Here is a 19551-nt window from a genome sequence, read left to right as displayed (position 1 = left end):
TTAAAGCGCTGGCAAGACCCGCCGTTACGGCAGAGCATGAACGCCATGTCCGCCCTTGCCCTCCTGTTGCTCGCCGGCAGCGCGCCGGTTGCCGTGCCCGTGGCGGCGCCCCAGGTCAGCGCTGTGGGGGTGGCGCGCGCACGGATATTGGCGCCAGCCGAGGTGCGCCGCGTTGCTGGACGGATCGAGGTGCGCACCGGCGAGCGCAAGGCGCCGACGCAGGTCCACCGCACCGAGCGCAAGGACGGCGGCGAGACGGCGGATTTTTACTGAATGGCCTAAACCCGTTCGTGCTGAGCTTGTCGAAGCACCGTCCTTTCTCCTTCGACGCGCGAAAGAAAGAACGGCCCTTCGACAAGCTCAGGGCGAACGGATGGAAGGGGCGGCCTATCCCTGCAACGTCTTGATGATCGCCGAGAAGTCGCGGCCGTCCTTGTCGGCCTCGACAAAGGCTTCGTAGAGTTCGCGCGCCTTCGTTCCCATCGGGACGTCAGCGTCGACGCTGGCGGCCGCCTCCATCGCGAGGCGCAGATCCTTGAGCATCAGCGCGGCGGCGAACCCGCCCTTGTAATCATTGTCGGCGGGCGTGGTCGGGCCGACGCCGGGGAGCGGCGCATAGCTCGTCAGCGACCAGCACTGGCCCGACGAGACGCTCGCGATGTCGAAGAATTTCTGCGGATCGAGCCCGAGCTTCTGCGCGAGCGCGAGCGTTTCGCACGTCGCGACCATCGAGGCGCCGAGCAGCATGTTGTTGCAGATCTTCGCGCCCTGCCCCGCGCCCGCGTCGCCGGCGTGGATCACCGCCTTGCCCATCCTGGCGAGGACCGGTTCGGCACGCGCGAAGCCATCACTGGTGCCCCCGACCATGAAGGTGAGCGTGCCCGCATTGGCGGCGGCGATGCCGCCCGACACCGGCGCGTCGACCGCGACGAGGCCCGTGGCGGTCGCCGCCTCGATATTGGCGCGCGCGGTGGCGACGTCGATCGTCGAGCAGTCGAGGAGCAGGGTGCCGGGCGCGGCGTTCGGAAAGACGTCAGCGTCATAGACCGAGGCGACATGCTTGCCCGCGGGGAGCATCGTCACCACGGCTTCGGCGCCGGTGACGGCTTCGGCGGCCGATGCGGCGCGCGCGCAGCCCGCTTCGACGGCGCGCGCGAGCGCCTCTTCGCTAAGGTCGAACGCGCGGACGTCATGGCCAGCCTTCGCGAGGTTCGCGGCCATGCCGCCGCCCATATTGCCGAGTCCGATGAAGGCGATTTTCATGTCATTCTCCCGGGGGATTTTTCGATTTAAGCCATTGCGCAACCAGACTGATTGCAAGCGTCAGCAAAGCAGCGGCCGGCAAGACGAGGAAGGCAACGAGCCACCAGAGCAATCCTTCCAGGTCGCCCTGATCATATAAAATGCGCTGATCCACGACATAGGCATAAGCGAGTAAGTGGAGGCCGGTCAGGATCGCGGCAGCGTATATCGCTCGCTTTGAAACCAGCTGCCTCCGGGCGGGACTCACCGCCCCTTCCACACGCCTTCGCGCTTTTCGATGAAGGCGGCCATGCCTTCGGCCTTGTCCTCGGTCGCGGCGAGGATCTGGAACAGGCGGCGTTCGTAGATCAGCCCTTGGTCGAGCGTCGTTTCGAACGCGGCATTGACCATGTCCTTGTTCACCATCGCGGCCATCGGCGGCATCGATGCGATCACCGTCGCGGTCCTCACCGCTTCGTCGACCAGCGCCGCATGTTCGACGACGCGTGCGACGAGGCCCGAGCGTTCGGCTTCGGCGGCGTCCATCATCCGGCCGGTGAGGCACATTTCCATCGCTTTCGCCTTGCCGATCGCGCGCGTCAGCCGCTGCGATCCGCCCATGCCCGGCGCGACGCCGAGCTTGATTTCGGGCTGGCCGAATTTCGCCTTGTCCGACGCGATGATGAAGTCGGCCATCATCGCGAGCTCGCAGCCGCCGCCGAGCGCGAAGCCGTTGACCGCGGCGATCCACGGCTTGCGGACCTTCTTCACGAAATCGCTCGTCCATTTCGAGAAGAAATCCTCGAGGTAGAAATCGGAAGCCGGCTTGTCGGCCATTTCCTTGATGTCGGCGCCCGCGGCGAAGGCCTTGTCGCCCGAACCGGTGAGGACGGCGCAGCGCTGGCTGGGGTCGGCTTCGAAGGCGGCGAAGGCGGCGATCAGATCATCGAGAACGCTGGAGTTGAGCGCGTTGAGCGCCTGCGGGCGGTTCAATGTCACCAAAGTGACGGCGCCGCGCTGTTCGACGAGGAGGGTTTCGTAGGTCATCTTTTTCTCCGTCGCCCCCGCGGAGGCGGGGGCCGTTGGCGTTAAAGTCTGGCGGCCCCCGCCTTCGCGGGGGCGACGATCAGCTAAGCGGCGTCCATTTCTCATTTTCGGGAAGCGGTTCGAAAATCGCGTCGATCCAGTCGTCGGTGACCGCTTCGGGAGTCGGCGGATCCCATTTGGGGCTATTGTCCTTGTCGATGATCAGCGCGCGCACGCCTTCGATGAAGTCGTGCATCGCGACGACGCGGCTGCCGATCGCATATTCCTGCGTCATCTGCGCCGCGAAGTCGTGCATCTCGCCGCCTTCCTGCAATTGGCGGAGCGCGACCTTGCAGGTCTGCGGCGATTTGCCGTGGAGCGTCGCGAGCTCCTTTTCGGCCCATTCGCCGCCGTCGGCTTCGAGCGCGGCGAGGATATCCTCATAGCTGTCGCTCGCGAACAGACGGTTGATCTTGTCCAGATGCTGGGTGATCGCGGCGGGCGGCGCGGTGACCGAAAGCTCACCCAAAATGCCGCCGATGCGGTCCGGGTCGACCGCGATGCGCGCCTTGGCCTCGGCGAGCTTCTCCGACGGCAGATAATGCGTTGCGAGGCCGAGCGCCAAACATTCCGCTCCATCGAGCCGCGCGCCGGTGAGCGCAAGAAATGCCCCGACGCGCCCTTCGAGCCGCGGCAGATACCAGCCGCCGCCGACGTCGGGGAACAGGCCGATGCCGGTTTCGGGCATCGCGAAGCGTGTATGCTCGGTCGCGACGCGATATTTCGCCGGCTGCGAAATTCCGACCCCCCCGCCCATCGTGATGCCGTCCATGAAGGCGACGACAGGCTTGGGATAGGTGAAGAGCAGATGGTTGAGGCGATATTCGGTGTGGAAGAAGGCGCGCGCTTCCTTGCCGTCCTTCGCACCGCTTTCCGCGAGCATGCGGATGTCACCGCCGGCGCAGAAGCCGCGCCCCTCGCTATGGTCGATGATCACCGCCTCGACCGCGTCGTCGTCGCGCCATTTCACGAGCGCGTCGATCATCGCTTCGCACATGGCGTGGTTGAGCGCATGGATCGCCTTGGGGCGGTTGAGCGAAATGCGGCCGACGCGGACGTCGGTCGAGATCAAAACATCGTCTGTCATTGGCGCAGCAGGTCCCTTCCGACGATCATCCGCATCACCTGGTTGGTGCCTTCGAGGATCGAATGGACGCGCAGGTCGCGCCAGAAGCGCTCGATCGGATAGTCGCGGAGATAGCCATAGCCGCCGAACAGCTGGAGCGCGTCGTTGACGATCTTGCTGCCGTTATCGGTCGCGAGCCGCTTCGCCATCGCCGAAAAGCGCGACTTGTCGGGGGCGTTCGCGGTGACCTTGGCGGCCGCCATGTAAAGGAGCGCGCGCGATGCTTCGAGGTCGGTCGCCATGTCGGCGAGCGTGAACTGGGTGTTCTGGAAATCGGCGATCGGTTGCCCGAACTGCTGGCGATCCTTGGTGTAGGCGATCGCTTCGTCGAGACAGCGCTGCGCGCCGCCCAAGGAGCAAGCGCCGATGTTGAGCCGGCCGCCGTCGAGCCCCGCCATCGCGAAGCGGAAGCCGTCGCCCTCGGCGCCGACCAGATTTTCCGCGGGCACGCGGCAATCCTCGAAGATCACTTGTGCCGTAGGCGAAGCATTCCAGCCGAGCTTCTTCTCGGGCGCGCCGAAGCTGAGGCCCGGCGTGTCCTTTTCGACGACGAGGCAGCTGATGCCTTTCGACTTCTCGTCGCCGGTGCGGACCATGCAGACATAGATGTCGTTATAGCCGGCGCCCGAGATGAACTGCTTGGTGCCGTTCAAGACATAATGGTCGCCGTCGCGTTTGGCCGTGGTCTTGAGCGCCGCGGCGTCCGATCCCGAGCCGGGCTCGGTGAGGCAATAGCTCGCGATTTTCTCCATGCTGACGAGCTGGGGCAGAAAGCGCGCCTTGATCTCGGCCCCGCCGAAGCGGTCGATCATCCAGGTCGCCATATTGTGGATCGAGACATAGGCGCTGGTCGCAGGGCAGCCATAGGCCATCGCCTCCATGATCAGCGCCGCCTCGAGCCGGCCGAGCCCGATGCCGCCCGATTCCTCGGCGACGTAAATGGCGCCGAAGCCGAGCTCGCCCGCCGCCTTCCACACGTCGACGGGATAATGATGCGTCTCGTCCCATTCGCCGGCGAAGGGCGTAATGCGGTCGGCAGTGAATTTGCGCGCCATATCCTGAATGGCGAGCTGATCGTCGGTAAGCTGGAACTGGTCGGTCATGGTCATTTCTCTAGAATGGCTTCGGCTTCGATTTCGACTTTCCACTCGGGCCGGATCAGCGCGGGCACAACCAGCATTGTCGATGCCGGACGGACATTTTTGAATGCCGATCCGTGCGCGCGGCCGACGAGGTCGGCATCGGCGGGGTCGGTGATATACATGCGCGTGCGCACGACGTCGGCGAAACTGCCGCCGAGCGCTTCGAGCGCCTCGCCGACGATCGTCAGGCAGCGCGCCGCCTGAACCCCCGCATCGCCGACGGTCGAACTGCCGTCGGCCTCGATCGGCGCACAGCCCCCCACGTCGATGCGGTTCCCCACCCGAACCGCGCGGCTGTAGCCGTAGATCGGTTCGAACGGGGACGCCGAGGAGTGATTGCGCCGGGGCGCGTCAGCCACAGGTGACCTGCGTGATCTTGGACGCGTCGTCGTACATGATGTTCACGCGGTCGACACGGTAATCCATCGTCATCGCCGAGCGCGGCGGGCCCCAGCGCAGCGTGCGCGCACCCGATGCCTTGAGGATCGCGGCGCCGAGATCGGGGGTGACGGACTGGCCGACATAGCTCTGCACCGCCTCGGCGTTGCACGTCATCTCGGCCTCGGCGGGCGGCGGGGTCGGGGTCGATTCGACGGGGGTCTCGCTGCTCGAGCAGGCGGCGAGCGGCAAAACGGCGGCAAGTACGGCCAAGCGAATGTCCATCGATAATCTCCCTTTCAATAAACCGTCATCCGGCGCAGCGCGTATAGCGCATCGCGCCCGCCGCGGCACCCTCACCCGAATCGCGGCGAACGAGCGCCTTGCCGCCGTCGGCAAGGTCGAGCTGCATCCGGCGATCCCATTCTTCGCCCTCGCCGCTGAATTTATAGTCGGCGACGATGCCGCTCGCGTCACTCTTTTGCACGCGCGCGAGCTCGCCATGCGATTCGAAGAAGCGCAGGTTGGTCGCATCGATCGTCAGCGCGGTGAGGTCGGTGCCCCTCTTCGCCGCGCAATCGGCCGCCTTCAGCGCCCAGCGGCCGCGGATCGCGGGCGGGATGGTCTTGCCGTCGACCTGACCGCCCGCCTCGGCCTTTGCGGGCGTTTCGGGTTCCGCGTCGGGCGCGGGCGTTTCGGCGGGCGCCGGGCGCTCGGCCTTTTGCAGCGGGCCGATATCCGAGCTGGCTTCGGGCCCCGTTTCCTCATCCTGTCCGCCGCTGCACGCGGCGAGCATCAACAGCGCGGCAGGCATCGTCCATCGCATCATCGTCATTCTCCTTCGCGGGAGAAATGTTCGATCGGGCACAGAGGTTTCACCGCTGCGCCCGATCGGGGCATCATCCCATCGTCGGGATCACGAAGGCGTTGCCGCCGTCCGGCGCGCCATCGGGCCAGCGCGCGGTGATGGTCTTGACCTTGGTCCAGAATTTGACGCCTTCCATGCCGTGCTGGTTGGTGTCGCCGAACGCCGACCGTTTCCAGCCGCCGAAGGTGTGATAGGCGACGGGCACCGGGATCGGCACGTTGATCCCGACCATGCCCACTTGCACGCGCGCGGCGAATTCGCGCGCGGCGTGGCCGTTGCGCGTGAAGATCGCGACGCCATTGCCGTACTGGTGCTTCGACGGCAGTTCGAGCGCGGTTTCGAAATCGGCGGCGCGGACGATCTGCAGCACGGGGCCGAAGATTTCTTCCTTGTAGCTTTCCATGTCGGGGGTGACATGGTCGAACAGGGTCGGGCCGACGAAAAAGCCCTTTTCGTGGCCCTGCAGTGTGAAACCGCGGCCGTCGACGACCAGCTCGGCGCCTTCATCGGCGCATTTCGCGATCCAGCCTTCGACCTTTTCCTTGTGCGCCTGCGTCACGACGGGGCCGTAATGCGCCTCGGCATCGGTCGACACGCCGACGCGCAGCGCCTCGATCGCGGGGACGAGCTTTTCGCGCAGCCGGTTCGCGGTGTCCTCGCCGACGGGGACGACGACGGGCAGCGCCATGCAGCGTTCGCCCGCCGAGCCGAAGGCGGCGCCGGTCAGGTCGTTCACAACCTGATCGAGGTCGGCGTCGGGCATGACGATGCCATGGTTCTTCGCGCCGCCCATCGCCTGGACGCGCTTTCCGTTGGCGACGCCGCGGTTGTAGACATAATGCGCGATGTCCGACGAACCGACGAAGCTGACCGCGCCGATGTCGGGATGGTCGAGGATCGCGTCGACCATTTCCTTGTCGCCGTGGACGGTCTGGAAAATCCCCTCGGGCATGCCGGCTTCGAGGAAGAGTTCCGACAGACGCACCGGCACCGACGGATCGCGCTCGCTGGGCTTCAAGATGAAGGCGTTGCCGACGACGGTCGCGATCGCGCCCATCCACAGCGGGATCATCGCGGGGAAGTTGAACGGCGTGATCCCCGCCCCGATGCCGATCGGCTGGCGCATCGAATAGACGTCGATGCCGGGACCGGCGCCGATCGTATAGTCGCCCTTCAGCACATGCGGCGCGGCACAGGCGAATTCGACGACGTCGAGCCCGCGCTGCACGTCGCCCTTGGCATCGGCGATCACCTTGCCATGTTCGGCCGACAGCATCTGCGCGAGTTCGTCCATATTGGCTTCGACGAGGCGCTTGAATTCGAACATCACGCGCGCGCGGCGCTGCGGGTTGGTCGCGGCCCATGCGGGCTGCGCGGCCTTCGCGGCGGCAACGGCGCGGTCGAGGACGGCGCGGTCGCCGAGCGCGACCTTTGCCTGCACGCCGCCGTTGTTGGGGTCGAGGACATCGCCGAAGCGGCCGCTGCCGCCGGCACCGCCGACGATGTGATGGTCGATCTGTCGCATGGCTCTTGAGTCTCCCGTAAAGTCTTGCCGCTGCCACAGACCAGTTGCGGCGCGATTGCAAGGGATAGACTTGCAGGATCATCCTGCATATTTGCAGCTTATGGACTGGGACAAGCTGCAATATTTCCTGTTCGTCGCGCGCCACGGCACGCTCGCGCGCGCGGGAGCGGCGCTGCATGTCGATGCGACGACGGTCAGCCGTCAAGTGAGCGCGCTCGAAGCCGCGCTCCAGCAGACCTTGTTCGAACGCGCGCCGACCGGATTCGTTCTGACCGCCGCGGGCCGGGCGCTCGTTCCGCACGCCGAAGCGATGGCGGCGGCGGCGGCGCGCATCCATGCGGGGCGCGAGGGCGAGTCGGGGTTGTCGGGGCAATTGCGGGTGAGCGTCTCCGAAGGCTTCGGCAACAGCTTCATCGCGCCACGTCTGGCGCGGTTCGTCGCGGCGCATCCCGAGCTCGAGATCGACCTCGTCGCTTCGTCGGGCTTCCTCAACCCGTCGCGGCGCGAGGCCGATATGGCGGTGTTGCTCGCGCGGCCGCGCAAAGGCCCGCTGATCACGCGCAAGCTGTCGGACTACAGCCTCGGCCTCTATGCCCCCGCCGGCCGGCCCGACTGGCAGGAAGCGGTCGCCGCCGCGCCGCTGTCGCGCGCGGGCATTCCGGTGATCGGATATATGCCCGACATCCTTTATGCGCCCGAACTCGACTATCTGGGCGAAATCGAGCCGGGATTACGGGCGAATGTGCGATCGTCGTCGATCCTCGCGCAGCGGCGGATGATAGCGGGCGGTGCGGGCGTCGGCGTGCTGCCCTGCTTCCTCGCGGCAGGCGATCCGGAACTGGTGCGCGTGCGGGGCGATCAGGTGGTCGCGCGCGCCTTCTGGCTCGCGCTCCACCGCGACGTCGCGCCGCAGCCGCGCATCCGCGCGTTTATCGACTGGCTCGATGCGGAGGTGCGCGAGAGCCGGGGGCTGCTGGTTCCGGGCTGACGGGAGATCAAGAAGGCGGCCGCCAGTCGGAGGCGATCAGCCCGCCTTCGCCGAACAGCCTCTCCATCGCATCCGGGCCCGCTACGGCTTCGCGCAGATTATCGGCGAGCGGGTCGTCGACCGGATGCTCGCTGCGCAGGAAGGCGACCCACGCCGCGATTGCGGCTTCGAGCGACGAACAGCGCGCGCCGCGCTTCTGATGCCATGCCAGCGTTTCGAGCCAGCGCTGCGGAATCTTCTGGCTGCCGTCCATCGCGATCTGGATCAGCCGGTGGTCGAGCGCGGGGTTGGCGAAGCGGCCCAGCAACGCATCGGCATAGGCGGCGAGATCCTGCCCGGGCGCGGCGTCGATCGTCGGCGCGGCTTCGCCCAGCATCAGCCGTTCGATGACCGGGCGGATTTCAGGATCGGCGATCGCCTGATGGACAAATTCATGCCCCCTCCCCAGCCCGATATAGGCGAGCGCCGAATGCGCGCCGTTGAGCATGCGCAGCTTCGCGGTCTCATAGGGCGCGACATCGGCGACGATCTCGGCGCCGACCTTTTCCCAGCGCGGGCGCGGGCCGACGAAATCATCCTCGATCACCCACTGGCTGAAGCCTTCGGTGAACACCGCCCCCTCGTCACGCGCGCCGAGCGCGGCTTCGACCGCGGCGCGGTCGGCATCGGTCGTGGCGGGGACGATGCGGTCGATCATCGTCGCGGGGCAGGTGCATTCGCCATCGAACCACGCCGACAGGTCGGGGTGATAGGCGACGAGATATTCGCGCATCAAACGGCGCAGCACCGCGCCATTGCCCGCGAGATTATCGCAGCTGAGCAGGGTGAGCCCGCCGAGCCCCGCCGCCTTGCGCGCGGCAAGCCCGGCGGCGAGGAAACGATAGAGGCTTGGCTTCCCGACCGCTGCGGCGAGGTCGAGCGAGCCGTCGGCGCGGCGCAGATAGCCTTTTTCGGTGACGGTGAAGCTGACGATATGCGTGCATGGCGCCGCGATCGCATCGATCACCGCCTGGCTGTCGTCGGCTGCCACAAGAACTTTCTGGACCGCGCCGATCAGGCGGAGCCGCGTGCCCGCGGCGCTGCGCGTGCTGACGGTATAGAGCCCGTCCTGCGGACCCAGCTGCGCCGCGACGTCGCCCGAGCGCAGCGACACGCCGACGATGCCCCAGTCGCGGTCGCCCGCCCCCATCGCATCGTCGGTGTACACCGCCTGATGCGCGCGGTGGAAGGCGCCGATGCCGATATGGACGATGCCCGCCGCCTGGGCGGCGCGGTCGTATCCCGGCGCCTGAACCGACGCGGGCAGCGGTGTTTGTGCGGACAGTCTCACAGCTTGTAGGCCGCTTTCGCGAGATTGTAGCTGAGGTCGGTCGCCAGCTCGGCCGCCTCCCATTCCTCCATCCGGTGTTCGGCGACAAGCTGCGCGAGGAAGCCGCAGTCGATGCGGCGCGCGACGTCGTGGCGCGCGGGGATCGAGAGGAAGGCGCGCGTGTCGTCGTTGAAACCGACGCTGTTGTAGAAGCCCGCGGTCTCGGTCATTGTCCCGCGAAAGCGACGCATGCCTTCGGGGCTGTCGTGGAACCACCAAGCGGGGCCGAGCTTCAGCGCGGGGTAATGGCCCGCGAGCGGCGCGAGTTCGCGCGCATAGCTCGTCTCGTCGAGCGTGAAGAGGATGATCGTCAGCGCAGCTTCATTGCCATATTTGCCGAGCAATGGACGCAGCGCGTGGACATAGTCGGTCGCCATCGGAATATCGGCGCCCTTGTCGCGGCCATAGTTGGCGAACAGCCAAGGGTTATGGTTGCGGAAGGCGCCGGGGTGGATCTGCATGACGAGCCCGTCGTCGAGGCTCATCCCCGCCATCACGGTCAGCATATGCGCGCGGAAAAGCTCGGCATCGGCGGCGCTGGCGTTCGTTCCGGTGACGCGGGTGAACAAGGCCTCGGCTTCGGCCTCCGACAGATCGGCGGTCGCCGCCGTGGGATGCCCGTGGTCGGTCGAGGTCGCGCCCATTTCGGCGAAGAAGCGGCGGCGATTGCGGTGCGCGGCGAGATAGCCGGCGTAGCTGAAGGCGTCCTCGCCCGACATCTCGGAAAAGCGCCTGAGGTTGTCGCGGAAGCCTTCGAACTCGGGGTCGACGACCGGGTCGGGACGGTAGGCGGTGATCACGCGCCCGCCCCATTCGCCGCTTTCGTTGGCGGCGCGGATCGCGGCATGATGCTCGAGCGTGTCGAGCGGGCTTTCGGTGGTCGCGATCACCTCGATCCCGAAGCGGTCGAACAGCGCGCGCGGGCGGAAGGCGTCCGTCGCCAGCGCCTCGGTGATGCGGTCGTAATAAAGGTCCGACGTTTCGGCCGAAAATTGCACGTCGAAGCCGAACGCCTCGGCGAACACCCAGTCCATCCACATCCGCGACGGAGTGCCGCGAAAGAGATGGTAATTCTGCGCAAACAACCGCCAGCTTTCGCGCGGGTCGGCGCCCCGGTTTCGAATGCCGAGCGCGTCTAGGGGAATGCCCTGCGAATAGAGCATGCGGAACACATAATGGTCGGGGTGGAGCAGCAGCTCCGCGGCATTGCCGAAGGACGCGTTGCCCGCGAACCACGCCGGATCGGTGTGCCCGTGCGGGCTGACGATCGGCAGGCCCGCCACCTCCCTATAGAGCCGGCGCGCGATGTCGCGCTGCGCCGAATCGGATGGAAAGAGGCGGTCGGGGGAGAGAAGCAGCGGACGCGGCATCGGCTTATTTTGCTCCTTCTACGCTGACCGGCGCAAGGCGCGGGCTGAGGATGTGGACCGCGAGCACGGCAAGGAAATAGACGGTCGTGCAGGCGGCGAAGATGAGCGTGTAATTGCCCCCCGTCGCGTCGAGCACGAGCCCGGTCGACTTCGCCATGATCATGCCGCCGACGCCGCCCATAAAGCCGCCGAGCCCGATCACCGACCCCACCGCGCGTTTGGGGAACATGTCGGGCGGGATCGAGAGGATCGTCGACGAAAAGGCCTGGTGCCCGGCCAGCGCGATGCCGATCAGCACGACCGCGAGCCACATATTCTCGAGCCCGGTGACGAACAGCAGCGGCAGCACGCAGAGGCCGGCCCCGATCATCGTGACCTTGCGCGCGAAATTGACGCTGTGGCCCGCCTGGATCAACTTCGACGACACCCAGCCGCCGAGAATGCTGCCGACGTCGGAGAGCAGATACATGATGATCATCGGCAGCAGCACGATCTTCAGATCGACGTCATAGGTGGTGCTGAAATATTTGGGCAGCCAGAAGAGCATCAGGAACCACACCGGGTCGGTCAGGAATTTGGCGGCCGCGAACGCCCACGCCTCGCGCTTGGTGACGATGGCGCCCCAGCCGAGCCGCTCGACCTTTTCGGGCGGATCATGTTCGATCCATGCGAGCTCGGCCTCGCTGACCTTTCCGCTCTCGCGCGGGTTGCTGTAGAGCCAGAGCCAGAGGATCAGCAGCAGGACGCCGAAGGCGCCGGTGTAGATGAAGGTTTCGCGCCAGTCGAAGCCGAGCACGCGCATGAACAACGCGACCGTCGGCGCAGTCAGGATGACGCCGATCGTCGTCGCGCTGTTGACCCAGCCGATCGCGTAGGAGCGTTCCTTTTGCGGGAACCATTCGCTCGAAGCGCGGACGACCGAGGGGAAATGCCCCGCCTCGCCGACGCCGAGGATGACGCGCGCGAGCATGAAGGAGACGATCGAGGATGCGAAGCCATGCGCGACATGGCCGACGGTCCAGATCGAGATCGCGATCGCATAGCCGATCTTGGGTCCGAAGCGGTCGATCAGCCAGCCCATGAGGAGAAAGCCCAGCGCATAGGCGAACTGGAAAGCGGAGACGATGTTGCCATAGTCGTTCTCGGTCCACTTGAGCTCGTCGCCGAGGGTCGGCGCGAGCAGCCCGAGCATGGTGCGGTCGATGTAGTTGACCGTGGTCGCGGCGAACAGCACCGCGACGATCAGCCAGCGGTAACGCCCCGACCGAGGCACCGGCGCCGCCGTCCCTCCGTCCGCGAATGCCTGTGCCATAATCCTCTCCTGTTATTTGCTCTAAAAGCTTCTGATCGAGCAGCCGACGCGGATTTTTCCGTCGAAGATTGCTTCGGCACGCTGGCCCGGCCTGATTTCATGAATACCGGTGATCGCCCCCGCGGACACCCATGTTCCGGGTGGAATAGCTATGCCGCGCGCGCGCAAGACGTCGATCAGGAACAGCGCAGAGCCAAAGGGCCCATCGAGCATGGCCTCCATCGTCGCCGTGCCGACGGTTTCGCCGTCGAGCGCCATTGCGACCGGCATGCGGATCAGATCGGCGCCCCGCCAGTCGGCGATCGGCGGGCCGAGGATCAGCCCCTTGTTGTTGCCATAGTCCGACGCGGTGACCGCGGGGCCGTGGCGGTTGATTTCGGCGAAGGGCGAGCTCGCGATCTCGATGCCGGTGCGGACGTCGGCGATGCAGTCCTTCACGCTGTCGATATCATAAGCGCGCGTGCCGACCTCGCCGAAGCAGAGCAGCACTTCGGCCTCGGCCGCGGCGAAGCCGTCGGCATAGACGGGCATCGCCGGCTGTTCGGCGGCATCCACAATTTCGTCGGCGAAGATCGGACCGGTCAGGCGGTTGCCGCCATAGCGGGCAACGAGATCGGCCGCGATTCGCCCGACCTTCCATCCGCCGACGCGGCGGCCGTCGAGCGCGATCGCGCGATCCTGGATCGCATAAGCCTCGGCCATCGTCTGCGGCATCGCGCCGGGATAGGCGGTAAGCGGTGTCTTTCGCGCACGCGCCTCGATCAGGGCCCGCGCTATATTATCGTGATCGCTTGTCGCCAGCATCTTTCCCATTTCCCTATTTCGCGATGCGGTGTAAGAGACACCGGTGTCAAAGGCAAGTGAATATCGGATGTATGACAAATTGCTTCGCCCTGCCGGATGCTAAGCGACGATGACCGGCGTTGGCAAAATCCATGCGATCCGCGTCCACGACGCGGACAATGTCGCGACCGCGATTGCCGATATCGCTGCGGGCGAGGTGCTCTTCGGCGATAGCGGTCCTCGCGCATCGGTCGCCATCGAACGCGGGCACAAGATTGCGATAGCGCCGATCGCGCGGGGCGCGGCGGTGGTCAAATACGGCTTTCCGATCGGCACCGCGACCGCCGACATCGCGCCCGGCGAGCATGTGCACAGCCACAATCTGGCGACCGCGCTCGGTAGCGACGGCGACTATCTTTATGCGCCCTCACCCGCCGGCGCGGCGCCCGCCGCCGCGCCCTCCCCGACCTTTTCGGGCTATCTCCGCCCCGACGGCCGCGTCGGAACGCGCAACGAAATCTGGATTCTGCCGACCGTCGGCTGCGTCGGCAATCTCGCCGCGCGCGTCGCGCGAATCGCGGGCGAACGCCATGCGGGGCGTGTCGACGGCGTCCATGCCTTCAAGCATCCCTTCGGCTGCTCGCAGCTCGGCGACGACCTCTGCCATACGCGCGCGCTGCTCGCGGCGCTCGCGCAGCATCCCAATGCGGGCGGGGTGCTGATCGTCGGATTGGGGTGCGAGAGCAACCAGCTCGGCGCGCTGCTCGATTTGATCCCGGCCGAGCGCCGCACGAATATCCGAACACTGTCGGCGCAGGCGGTCGAGGATGACGAGGCCGCCTGCCTCGCGCTGGTCGACGAGCTGGCTCAAGGCTGCGCCGGCGCGCCGCGCACCGAGGTGTCGCTGGCGAAGCTGGTGCTCGGGGTGAAATGCGGCGGGTCGGACGGCCTGTCGGGGCTGACCGCCAATCCGCTCGTCGGGCGCATGGCCGATGCCGTCGCGGCGGCGGGCGGCAAGGTGGTGCTGACCGAAATTCCCGAAATCTTCGGCGCCGAACAAATGTTGATGGACCGCGCGGTGTCGCGCGCGGTGTTCGACGACGCCGTCGCGCTCGTTCGCGATTTCAAGCAATATTTCATCCGCCACGGCGAGCCGGTGAGCGAAAATCCCTCGCCCGGCAATATCGCGGGCGGGATCACCACGCTCGAGGAAAAGTCATTGGGCGCGGTGCAGAAGGGCGGCAAGGTGCCACTCGTCGATGTCCGTCGTTATGGCGGCGAGGCGGTGCTTCCCGGCCTCTCCCTGCTCGAAGCGCCCGGGAACGACGCGGTGTCGTCGACCGCGCTGACCGCGGCGGGCGCGACGGTCATCCTCTTCACGACCGGGCGCGGCACGCCGCTCGGCTTTCCGGCGCCGACGCTGAAGATCGCGTCGAACAGCTCGCTGGCCCAGCGCAAGGCTGGCTGGATCGACTTCGACGCCGGGCAGGTTCTCGATACCGGCTTCGACGACACCGCGGATGCGCTGCTCGACCTGATCGCCGCCACCGCCTCGGGCGCGCCGACCAAGGCCGAAGCCAATGAAGAGCGCGATATCGCGATCTGGAAATCGGGCGTGACGCTTTAATCGAGCGCCGCGAAGGTGAAGTTGCGGAAGCGCGCCTCCCCCGCCCCCGCCGAATAGAGGCCGGGGCGCAGCATCAGGAATCCGCCGCGCACATTATGGTGGTATCCCGACACCTCCATGCCGCGGTCGAAGCGGACCCACGTCTTTCCGCGGTCGCCGCTCGTGTCATAGGTGACGATATGACGGTCGTTGGTGACGCGCATCCGCATCCGGCTCCCGTGCGGATTGACGGGCCGCGCGCGCTCGATGCCATATTGGTGGGTCACGAACCGCGCGCCGTCGAAGCCGAGTCCGCAATAGAGCTTCTCGTCATAGAAGAGGATCAGCCCCGCCGTCCCGCCCGGCGCGATCTCGATATCGCATTCGAAGCGGTACGCCTGATCGCCCGCAATCAAGAGTAGCGGCGCGGAGTCTACCGGCGCCTTGCCGCGCGCAGCCAGCACCAGCGCGCCGTCCTCGACGCGCGCGCGGCTGCGTTCGTCGGGGGCGGGCTTGAAGAAATTCCATTTCGCGCCGAGCGCCAGCGTGCTGAAATCATCCGACAGCGCCATGCCATGCGGTCCCGCGATCATGCCGCCCTCGGGCTTCGCGAGCGGCTGCGACAGGTCGCCGCCCTTCATCCGGAACCAGCCGTCATCGGTCCATTCGACGGGATCGAGCAGCGCCTGCCGCCCGAGCGTCCAATAGCCATTTTCATAACCGTGATAGACGCTCCACCAGTCGCCCGCCGGGCCTTCGACGAGCGTGGCATGGCCGCGCGACCACCATTTTTCGGCGGACGAGCGGGTGCGGACGAGCGGGTTGGCGGGGCAATTTTCCCACGGACCGTGGATCGATTTCGAGCGTGCGGCGATCACCATATGGCCGGTCGGCGGTCCCGCGGTGCCGCCGACCGCGGTGATCATGTAATAATAGTCGCCGCGCCGCGTGATCTTCGGCCCTTCGGGCGCGAAGCCTTCGACGACCCAGTCGGACGGATAGCGCCACGGGTCATAGACATGCTCGGGCTCGCCGATGCGCGACAGGCCATCGTCCGAGAGGCGGACGCGGTCGCCGCCCGACAGGAAGAGCCAGCGCGACCCGTCCTCGCCAACCGCATGACCGGGGTCGATATGGTTCGGCAGATTGAGATCGACGGGGTCGCTCCACGGTCCCTCGATCCGGTCGGCCCATATCACCCAGCTGGTGTTCGGGCCCTTGGTGGGAATGTAGAGATAATAGCGGCCCTCATGCTTCACGAGTTCGGGTGCCCAGACCGAACCGATATTGCGGGTCAGCGCGGGGCCGATCGGGCGCCAGTTCACCAGATCGCGCGAATGCCAGATGACCAGGCCCGGATAGCTATCGAAGGTCGAGAAGGTCATATAATAGTCGGCGCCGTCCTTCAGGATCGACGGATCGGGATGGTCGCCCGCCATGATCGGGTTGAGGAAACGCCCGTCGCCAAGGTCGGCCTTGCGCTGGCCATCGAAGCCTTTGGCCCACGCTGGCGCGGGGCCGGGTGAAGCGGGCGCCGCGCCGGCCAAGGCGGCCGACGCGCCGAAGCCCGACAGCCCCGTCCCGAACAATCCCGCTCCAGCCAGTTTCAGCATATCGCGCCGATCGGTCACATTTCTCTCCTTGGAAAAAAGAAAGGCCCGGCCCCCGCAAGCGAAGGCCGGGCCTCACCGGGACGAACTGGTTCGTGTCAGATTTTGAGGCGCGCACCGAACAGGAAGGTGCGGCCATAATGGTTATTCTCGTAATTGCGGTTCGCGTCGAGATCGGTGAAGCGATAGCGGTAATCGTCGGTCAGGTTGGTGCCCTCGATCGACAGTTCGATATTGTCGGTCAGCGCATAGCGGATCGACGCGTCGACGTTGAACGAGCTGCCATAGCCTTCGAAGATATTGTTGTTGCCGCTGGTGCTGTCGTTGTAGCCGCTGCGCCAAGCCGCCGAAGTGCGGACCGAGAATTTGCCGTCGTCATAATAGATGGTGGCATTCCACGCGCGCTTGGCGAGACCGAGCAGCGGCTGGGTATAGGTGCCAGCCGGCTGCGCTTCGAGCCGATTGTCGGCAGGATCATAGGCCAGGGGACCCGCAACGGTATAATCGACGTCGCTCTTCACGAAGGTCGTGTTGCCGAGCACGCCGAAGTGGCGCAGCGAATCCGAAAAGACCGAGAAGGGCAGTTGCAGCGAAAGCTCGACGCCCTTCAGGCTGGCGCCGGGCCCGTTGACGGTGGTCCGGAATTCGAACTCTCGGCCCGGATTGCCGCCCTCGACGATCGCCTGATAGGCCGGCGTCCCGGGCGTCAGCAGCGCGAGCGGCAGGCCGCTCGACGCATAGGTGCCCTGGAAGCTGTCCGAGAGCGGGAAGCTTTCGATATCCTTGGCGAACAGCGCCACCGACGCGATCGCTCCCGGTGCGAAATACCATTCGGCTGTGAGGTCGAAGGTGGTCGCGCGATAGGGTTCGAGGAACGGGTTGCCCGAGGTGATCCGGAAATTGAACTGGTCGACCGAACCGCCCGGGGTCAGGCTGCCCAGCGTCGGACGCGTGATCACCTTGGCGATAGCGCCGCGCAGGATGATGCTGTCGCTCGGGTGCAGATTGACGTTGAACGAGGGCAGCCAGTCGTCATAGGTCCGATCGACCGTGACGAAGGTGCCGCTGGTGAAGCCCGACGACGACTGATCGGTCTTGGCATAGCGGACGCCCGCATTGCCCGTCATCCGCATGCCGAGCACGTCGGTCTCGAACTCCGCCATGAACCAGCCGCCATAGGTTTTTTCGGTGACGCCACGCTGTTCGCCCTGCTGAAGCTGCGCGGGGCGGCCATAGAGATCGATCAGCGCGGTGCCCGCGTCGAGATCGGGCACGATCCAGGCGTTGGTGTTGCCCGACGGCTGCCCGGCGTCGCCGAGTTCGAACAGGTCCGCGATATCCGACGTGACGGGTAGCCCGCCGGTGCCGGGCGCGCAGGTGAAGGCGCTGCAATAGGTGCTGTCGCGGCGATAACCGACGGTGTCGAAATCGAACTGGCGATAGAAACCGCCGCCGCGCATCTTGAACCGGTCGGCGACATCCCAGTCGAAATCGGCCGCGAAGGTCTTGAACTTGTTCGTCAGGAAAGACGGGCGGTCGCGGAATTCGGCGAGCACGAAAGACGAGGGGTCGTCGATGCCGGCACCGAAGGTCAGCAGCGGATATTTCATATTCGTATAATCGTAGCGATAGCCGGTCGCGTCGACATCGTCGAAGGCGAGCGTCGTTTCGACCGGAATGTCGGCCTGCGACTTGGAGATGCCGCCGAGAAGATTGACCGCGAGGGTGTCGGTCAGGCGCTGTTCGAGGCGGCCCGAAATCTGGTAGAATTCGGTCTTGCTCTGGCGCGAATAGCGTTCGGTGCGGACATAGACATTGTCGAGGTCGGCGGCGATGAGGTTGTTGTCGCCGTCGATCGTGTAGTTCGACACGTCGATCGCGTCCTCTTCGCTGCGCAGCAGCACCTCGCCCCAAAATTCGTCGCGCGTCTCCTTGAAGGTCGAATAAAGGCCGTCGATCGAGATTTTGGTGTTTTCGCTCGGTTCCCACTGGATTGACGCGGTCGCGCCGAGGCGCTCGCGGTCGTGGCTGACGAGGCCGTAGCGCGGGATGCGCGGGTGAAAGGCTTCGGCGACCTCGATGCAGCCGTCCGACGGGTTGGCGACGAAGCTCGATCCGGCGAGGCAGGTGACACCGTCGACGCTGCGGAACGGCGCCTGCGCCCAGCGCACGCTGTTGTTGCCGAGTTCGTGCGTCTTGTAATCGGCCCAGGCGACCGAGGCGGAGACGCCGAAGGTCCGGTCGGCATTGGTCCAGGCGATAAGGCCCGCGAGGCGCGGATCGACGTCCTTGGTCAGGTCGTTGTAGCGCCCCTGAACCGAGGCGACGGCGGTGAAGCCCTCCTTGCCGCCGAGCGGATTGCCGGTGTTGAGATCGACGACCGCCCCCAACGAGCCTTCGTCGAGCGAGGCCGACGCCGTCTTGTGGACGACGAGCGAGGTGAAGAGTTCGGACGCGAAAACGTTGAAGTCGAACGCGCGGTCGCGGTTCGCCGAAGCGCCGTCGGTCGAGGTCGCGATCGTTTCCATCCCGTTGAGACGGACGCGGGTGAATTGCGCGCCGAGCCCGCGTACGGTGATCGCGCGGCCTTCGCCGGCGTCGCGCTGGATCGATATGCCAGGGATGCGCTGAAGCGATTCGGCGAGATTCTGGTCGGGGAATTTGGCGATATCCTCGGCGACGATGACGTCGACCGCCGCGATCGAGTCGCGCTTCTGATCGAGCGCCTTGTCGAGCGAGGCGCGGAAGCCGGTGACGACGATCTCGTCCTCGCTCGCGACGGCTTCGGTGGCGGCGTCCTGTGCGTGGGCCGGTGCCAGCGCCAGCGCGGCAAGCGAGGCGCCGCACGCCAGCCGGGTCAAAGCGCGAGCGCTCCGCGTTGCATAAATTGCCATTATCATCCTCCCTTATCGCCCGTTGCCCCCGCCTGCGCAAGAAATGACACCGGTTACTTTGCTGGATAAAACGATTTGGCTGACCGCTTCATCCGTCGATTTTTCAGAGAGTGATGACAGGCCGCCGCTGGACGCGACGAACCGGATCAGACCCTCTCCCTTGGAAATATTTTCTCGTTGACCGATTGGGGTAACCGGTGTCAGGAAGATTGAAGGATATGGGTAGCCGTGTCAATACCCAAAGAATAGGGA

General features: G+C 65.8%; 18 protein-coding genes. 3 read left to right on the top strand and 15 right to left on the bottom strand.

The window, feature by feature from the left end:
- Window positions 1-45 precede the first annotated feature (45 nt).
- Entirely contained in the window at window positions 46-273 is a 228-nt protein-coding gene (locus VFG17_RS00665; RefSeq protein WP_325027552.1) for a hypothetical protein, read from the top strand.
- A gap of 114 nt (window positions 274-387) precedes the next feature.
- Here VFG17_RS00665 and mmsB read toward each other — a convergent pair whose 3' ends face one another.
- The 9 genes from mmsB to VFG17_RS00620 form a co-directional block, all read right to left on the bottom strand.
- A complete protein-coding gene (mmsB, locus tag VFG17_RS00660) occupies window positions 388-1263 on the bottom strand; it encodes a 3-hydroxyisobutyrate dehydrogenase (protein ID WP_325027551.1) in 876 nt (291 codons plus the stop codon).
- A gap of 1 nt (window position 1264) precedes the next feature.
- A complete protein-coding gene (locus VFG17_RS00655; protein ID WP_325027550.1) occupies window positions 1265-1510 on the bottom strand; it encodes a hypothetical protein in 246 nt (81 codons plus the stop codon).
- The gene (locus tag VFG17_RS00650; RefSeq protein WP_325027549.1) at window positions 1507-2289 is read right to left on the bottom strand and encodes an enoyl-CoA hydratase-related protein; all 783 of its coding nucleotides are present in this window, start codon (window positions 2287-2289) and stop codon (window positions 1507-1509) included. Before VFG17_RS00650 ends, VFG17_RS00655 begins: the two co-directional genes overlap by 4 nt.
- Before the next feature lie 79 nt (window positions 2290-2368).
- A complete protein-coding gene (locus VFG17_RS00645; protein ID WP_325027548.1) occupies window positions 2369-3415 on the bottom strand; it encodes an enoyl-CoA hydratase/isomerase family protein in 1047 nt (348 codons plus the stop codon).
- Entirely contained in the window at window positions 3412-4557 is a 1146-nt protein-coding gene (locus tag VFG17_RS00640) for an acyl-CoA dehydrogenase family protein (RefSeq protein WP_325027547.1), read from the bottom strand. Before VFG17_RS00640 ends, VFG17_RS00645 begins: the two co-directional genes overlap by 4 nt.
- A gap of 2 nt (window positions 4558-4559) precedes the next feature.
- Entirely contained in the window at window positions 4560-4955 is a 396-nt protein-coding gene (locus tag VFG17_RS00635; RefSeq protein ID WP_325027546.1) for a RidA family protein, read from the bottom strand.
- Window positions 4948-5259 carry an I78 family peptidase inhibitor gene (locus VFG17_RS00630; RefSeq protein WP_325027545.1) on the bottom strand — a complete coding sequence of 104 codons (312 nt, stop codon included), beginning with the start codon at window positions 5257-5259 and terminating at the stop codon, window positions 4948-4950. The genes VFG17_RS00635 and VFG17_RS00630 overlap by 8 nt, the downstream gene beginning before the upstream one ends.
- Before the next feature lie 25 nt (window positions 5260-5284).
- Complete coding sequence (locus VFG17_RS00625) at window positions 5285-5803, bottom strand: hypothetical protein (RefSeq protein ID WP_325027544.1); 519 nt, start codon at window positions 5801-5803, stop codon at window positions 5285-5287.
- A 70-nt stretch (window positions 5804-5873) separates the two neighbouring features.
- On the bottom strand, window positions 5874-7367 hold the full coding sequence (locus VFG17_RS00620; RefSeq protein WP_325027543.1) for a CoA-acylating methylmalonate-semialdehyde dehydrogenase: 1494 nt from the start codon (window positions 7365-7367) through the stop codon (window positions 5874-5876).
- 100 nt (window positions 7368-7467) lie between these two features.
- On the opposite strand from VFG17_RS00620, the gene VFG17_RS00615 reads away from it, so the two are divergent.
- Window positions 7468-8355 carry a LysR family transcriptional regulator gene (locus VFG17_RS00615; RefSeq protein ID WP_325027638.1) on the top strand — a complete coding sequence of 296 codons (888 nt, stop codon included), beginning with the start codon at window positions 7468-7470 and terminating at the stop codon, window positions 8353-8355.
- A 7-nt stretch (window positions 8356-8362) separates the two neighbouring features.
- On the opposite strand, the gene VFG17_RS00610 is transcribed toward VFG17_RS00615, so the two are convergent.
- From VFG17_RS00610 to VFG17_RS00595, 4 genes are read right to left on the bottom strand one after another with little or no spacing between them, the layout of a single operon-like run.
- Window positions 8363-9685, bottom strand: coding sequence for a mannitol dehydrogenase family protein (locus VFG17_RS00610; RefSeq protein WP_325027542.1), 1323 nt, complete (start codon window positions 9683-9685; stop codon window positions 8363-8365).
- Window positions 9682-11094, bottom strand: a complete 1413-nt coding sequence (gene uxaC, locus VFG17_RS00605; protein WP_325027541.1) for a glucuronate isomerase — start codon at window positions 11092-11094, stop codon at window positions 9682-9684. Before uxaC ends, VFG17_RS00610 begins: the two co-directional genes overlap by 4 nt.
- Before the next feature lie 4 nt (window positions 11095-11098).
- Window positions 11099-12406, bottom strand: a complete 1308-nt coding sequence (locus tag VFG17_RS00600; RefSeq protein WP_325027540.1) for an MFS transporter — start codon at window positions 12404-12406, stop codon at window positions 11099-11101.
- A gap of 21 nt (window positions 12407-12427) precedes the next feature.
- Window positions 12428-13210, bottom strand: a complete 783-nt coding sequence (locus VFG17_RS00595; RefSeq protein ID WP_325027539.1) for a 2-keto-4-pentenoate hydratase — start codon at window positions 13208-13210, stop codon at window positions 12428-12430.
- 109 nt (window positions 13211-13319) lie between these two features.
- Between VFG17_RS00595 and VFG17_RS00590 the strand changes: the two genes are divergently transcribed.
- Window positions 13320-14816, top strand: a complete 1497-nt coding sequence (locus VFG17_RS00590; RefSeq protein WP_325027538.1) for an altronate dehydratase family protein — start codon at window positions 13320-13322, stop codon at window positions 14814-14816.
- On the opposite strand, the gene VFG17_RS00585 is transcribed toward VFG17_RS00590, so the two are convergent.
- Window positions 14813-16408, bottom strand: a complete 1596-nt coding sequence (locus VFG17_RS00585; RefSeq protein WP_325027637.1) for a family 43 glycosylhydrolase — start codon at window positions 16406-16408, stop codon at window positions 14813-14815. The two genes, VFG17_RS00590 and VFG17_RS00585, sit on opposite strands and share 4 nt — an antisense overlap.
- 95 nt (window positions 16409-16503) lie before the next feature.
- Window positions 16504-19299: a TonB-dependent receptor gene (locus VFG17_RS00580; RefSeq protein ID WP_325027537.1), complete on the bottom strand. Its 2796-nt coding sequence runs from the start codon at window positions 19297-19299 to the stop codon at window positions 16504-16506.
- Between the last annotated feature and the right edge of the window lie 252 nt (window positions 19300-19551).

The organism is Sphingopyxis sp., from assembly GCF_035686825.1.
Lineage (GTDB): Bacteria > Pseudomonadota > Alphaproteobacteria > Sphingomonadales > Sphingomonadaceae > Sphingopyxis.
This window is presented reverse-complemented; position numbering and strand designations above follow the sequence as displayed.

What these genes read in the sequence shown, in the direction of transcription:
- VFG17_RS00665 (WP_325027552.1), top strand. Translation starts at nt 46, where the DNA reads ATGTCCGCCCTTGCCCTCCTGTTGCTCGCCGGCAGCGCGCCGGTTGCC.
- mmsB (WP_325027551.1), bottom strand. Translation starts at nt 1,263, where the DNA reads ATGAAAATCGCCTTCATCGGACTCGGCAATATGGGCGGCGGCATGGCC.
- VFG17_RS00650 (WP_325027549.1), bottom strand. Translation starts at nt 2,289, where the DNA reads ATGACCTACGAAACCCTCCTCGTCGAACAGCGCGGCGCCGTCACTTTG.
- VFG17_RS00645 (WP_325027548.1), bottom strand. Translation starts at nt 3,415, where the DNA reads ATGACAGACGATGTTTTGATCTCGACCGACGTCCGCGTCGGCCGCATT.
- VFG17_RS00640 (WP_325027547.1), bottom strand. Translation starts at nt 4,557, where the DNA reads ATGACCGACCAGTTCCAGCTTACCGACGATCAGCTCGCCATTCAGGAT.
- VFG17_RS00630 (WP_325027545.1), bottom strand. Translation starts at nt 5,259, where the DNA reads ATGGACATTCGCTTGGCCGTACTTGCCGCCGTTTTGCCGCTCGCCGCC.
- VFG17_RS00625 (WP_325027544.1), bottom strand. Translation starts at nt 5,803, where the DNA reads ATGATGCGATGGACGATGCCTGCCGCGCTGTTGATGCTCGCCGCGTGC.
- VFG17_RS00620 (WP_325027543.1), bottom strand. Translation starts at nt 7,367, where the DNA reads ATGCGACAGATCGACCATCACATCGTCGGCGGTGCCGGCGGCAGCGGC.
- VFG17_RS00615 (WP_325027638.1), top strand. Translation starts at nt 7,468, where the DNA reads ATGGACTGGGACAAGCTGCAATATTTCCTGTTCGTCGCGCGCCACGGC.
- uxaC (WP_325027541.1), bottom strand. Translation starts at nt 11,094, where the DNA reads ATGCCGCGTCCGCTGCTTCTCTCCCCCGACCGCCTCTTTCCATCCGAT.
- VFG17_RS00600 (WP_325027540.1), bottom strand. Translation starts at nt 12,406, where the DNA reads ATGGCACAGGCATTCGCGGACGGAGGGACGGCGGCGCCGGTGCCTCGG.
- VFG17_RS00595 (WP_325027539.1), bottom strand. Translation starts at nt 13,210, where the DNA reads ATGCTGGCGACAAGCGATCACGATAATATAGCGCGGGCCCTGATCGAG.
- VFG17_RS00590 (WP_325027538.1), top strand. Translation starts at nt 13,320, where the DNA reads ATGACCGGCGTTGGCAAAATCCATGCGATCCGCGTCCACGACGCGGAC.
- VFG17_RS00585 (WP_325027637.1), bottom strand. Translation starts at nt 16,408, where the DNA reads ATGCTGAAACTGGCTGGAGCGGGATTGTTCGGGACGGGGCTGTCGGGC.
- VFG17_RS00580 (WP_325027537.1), bottom strand. Translation starts at nt 19,299, where the DNA reads ATGGCAATTTATGCAACGCGGAGCGCTCGCGCTTTGACCCGGCTGGCG.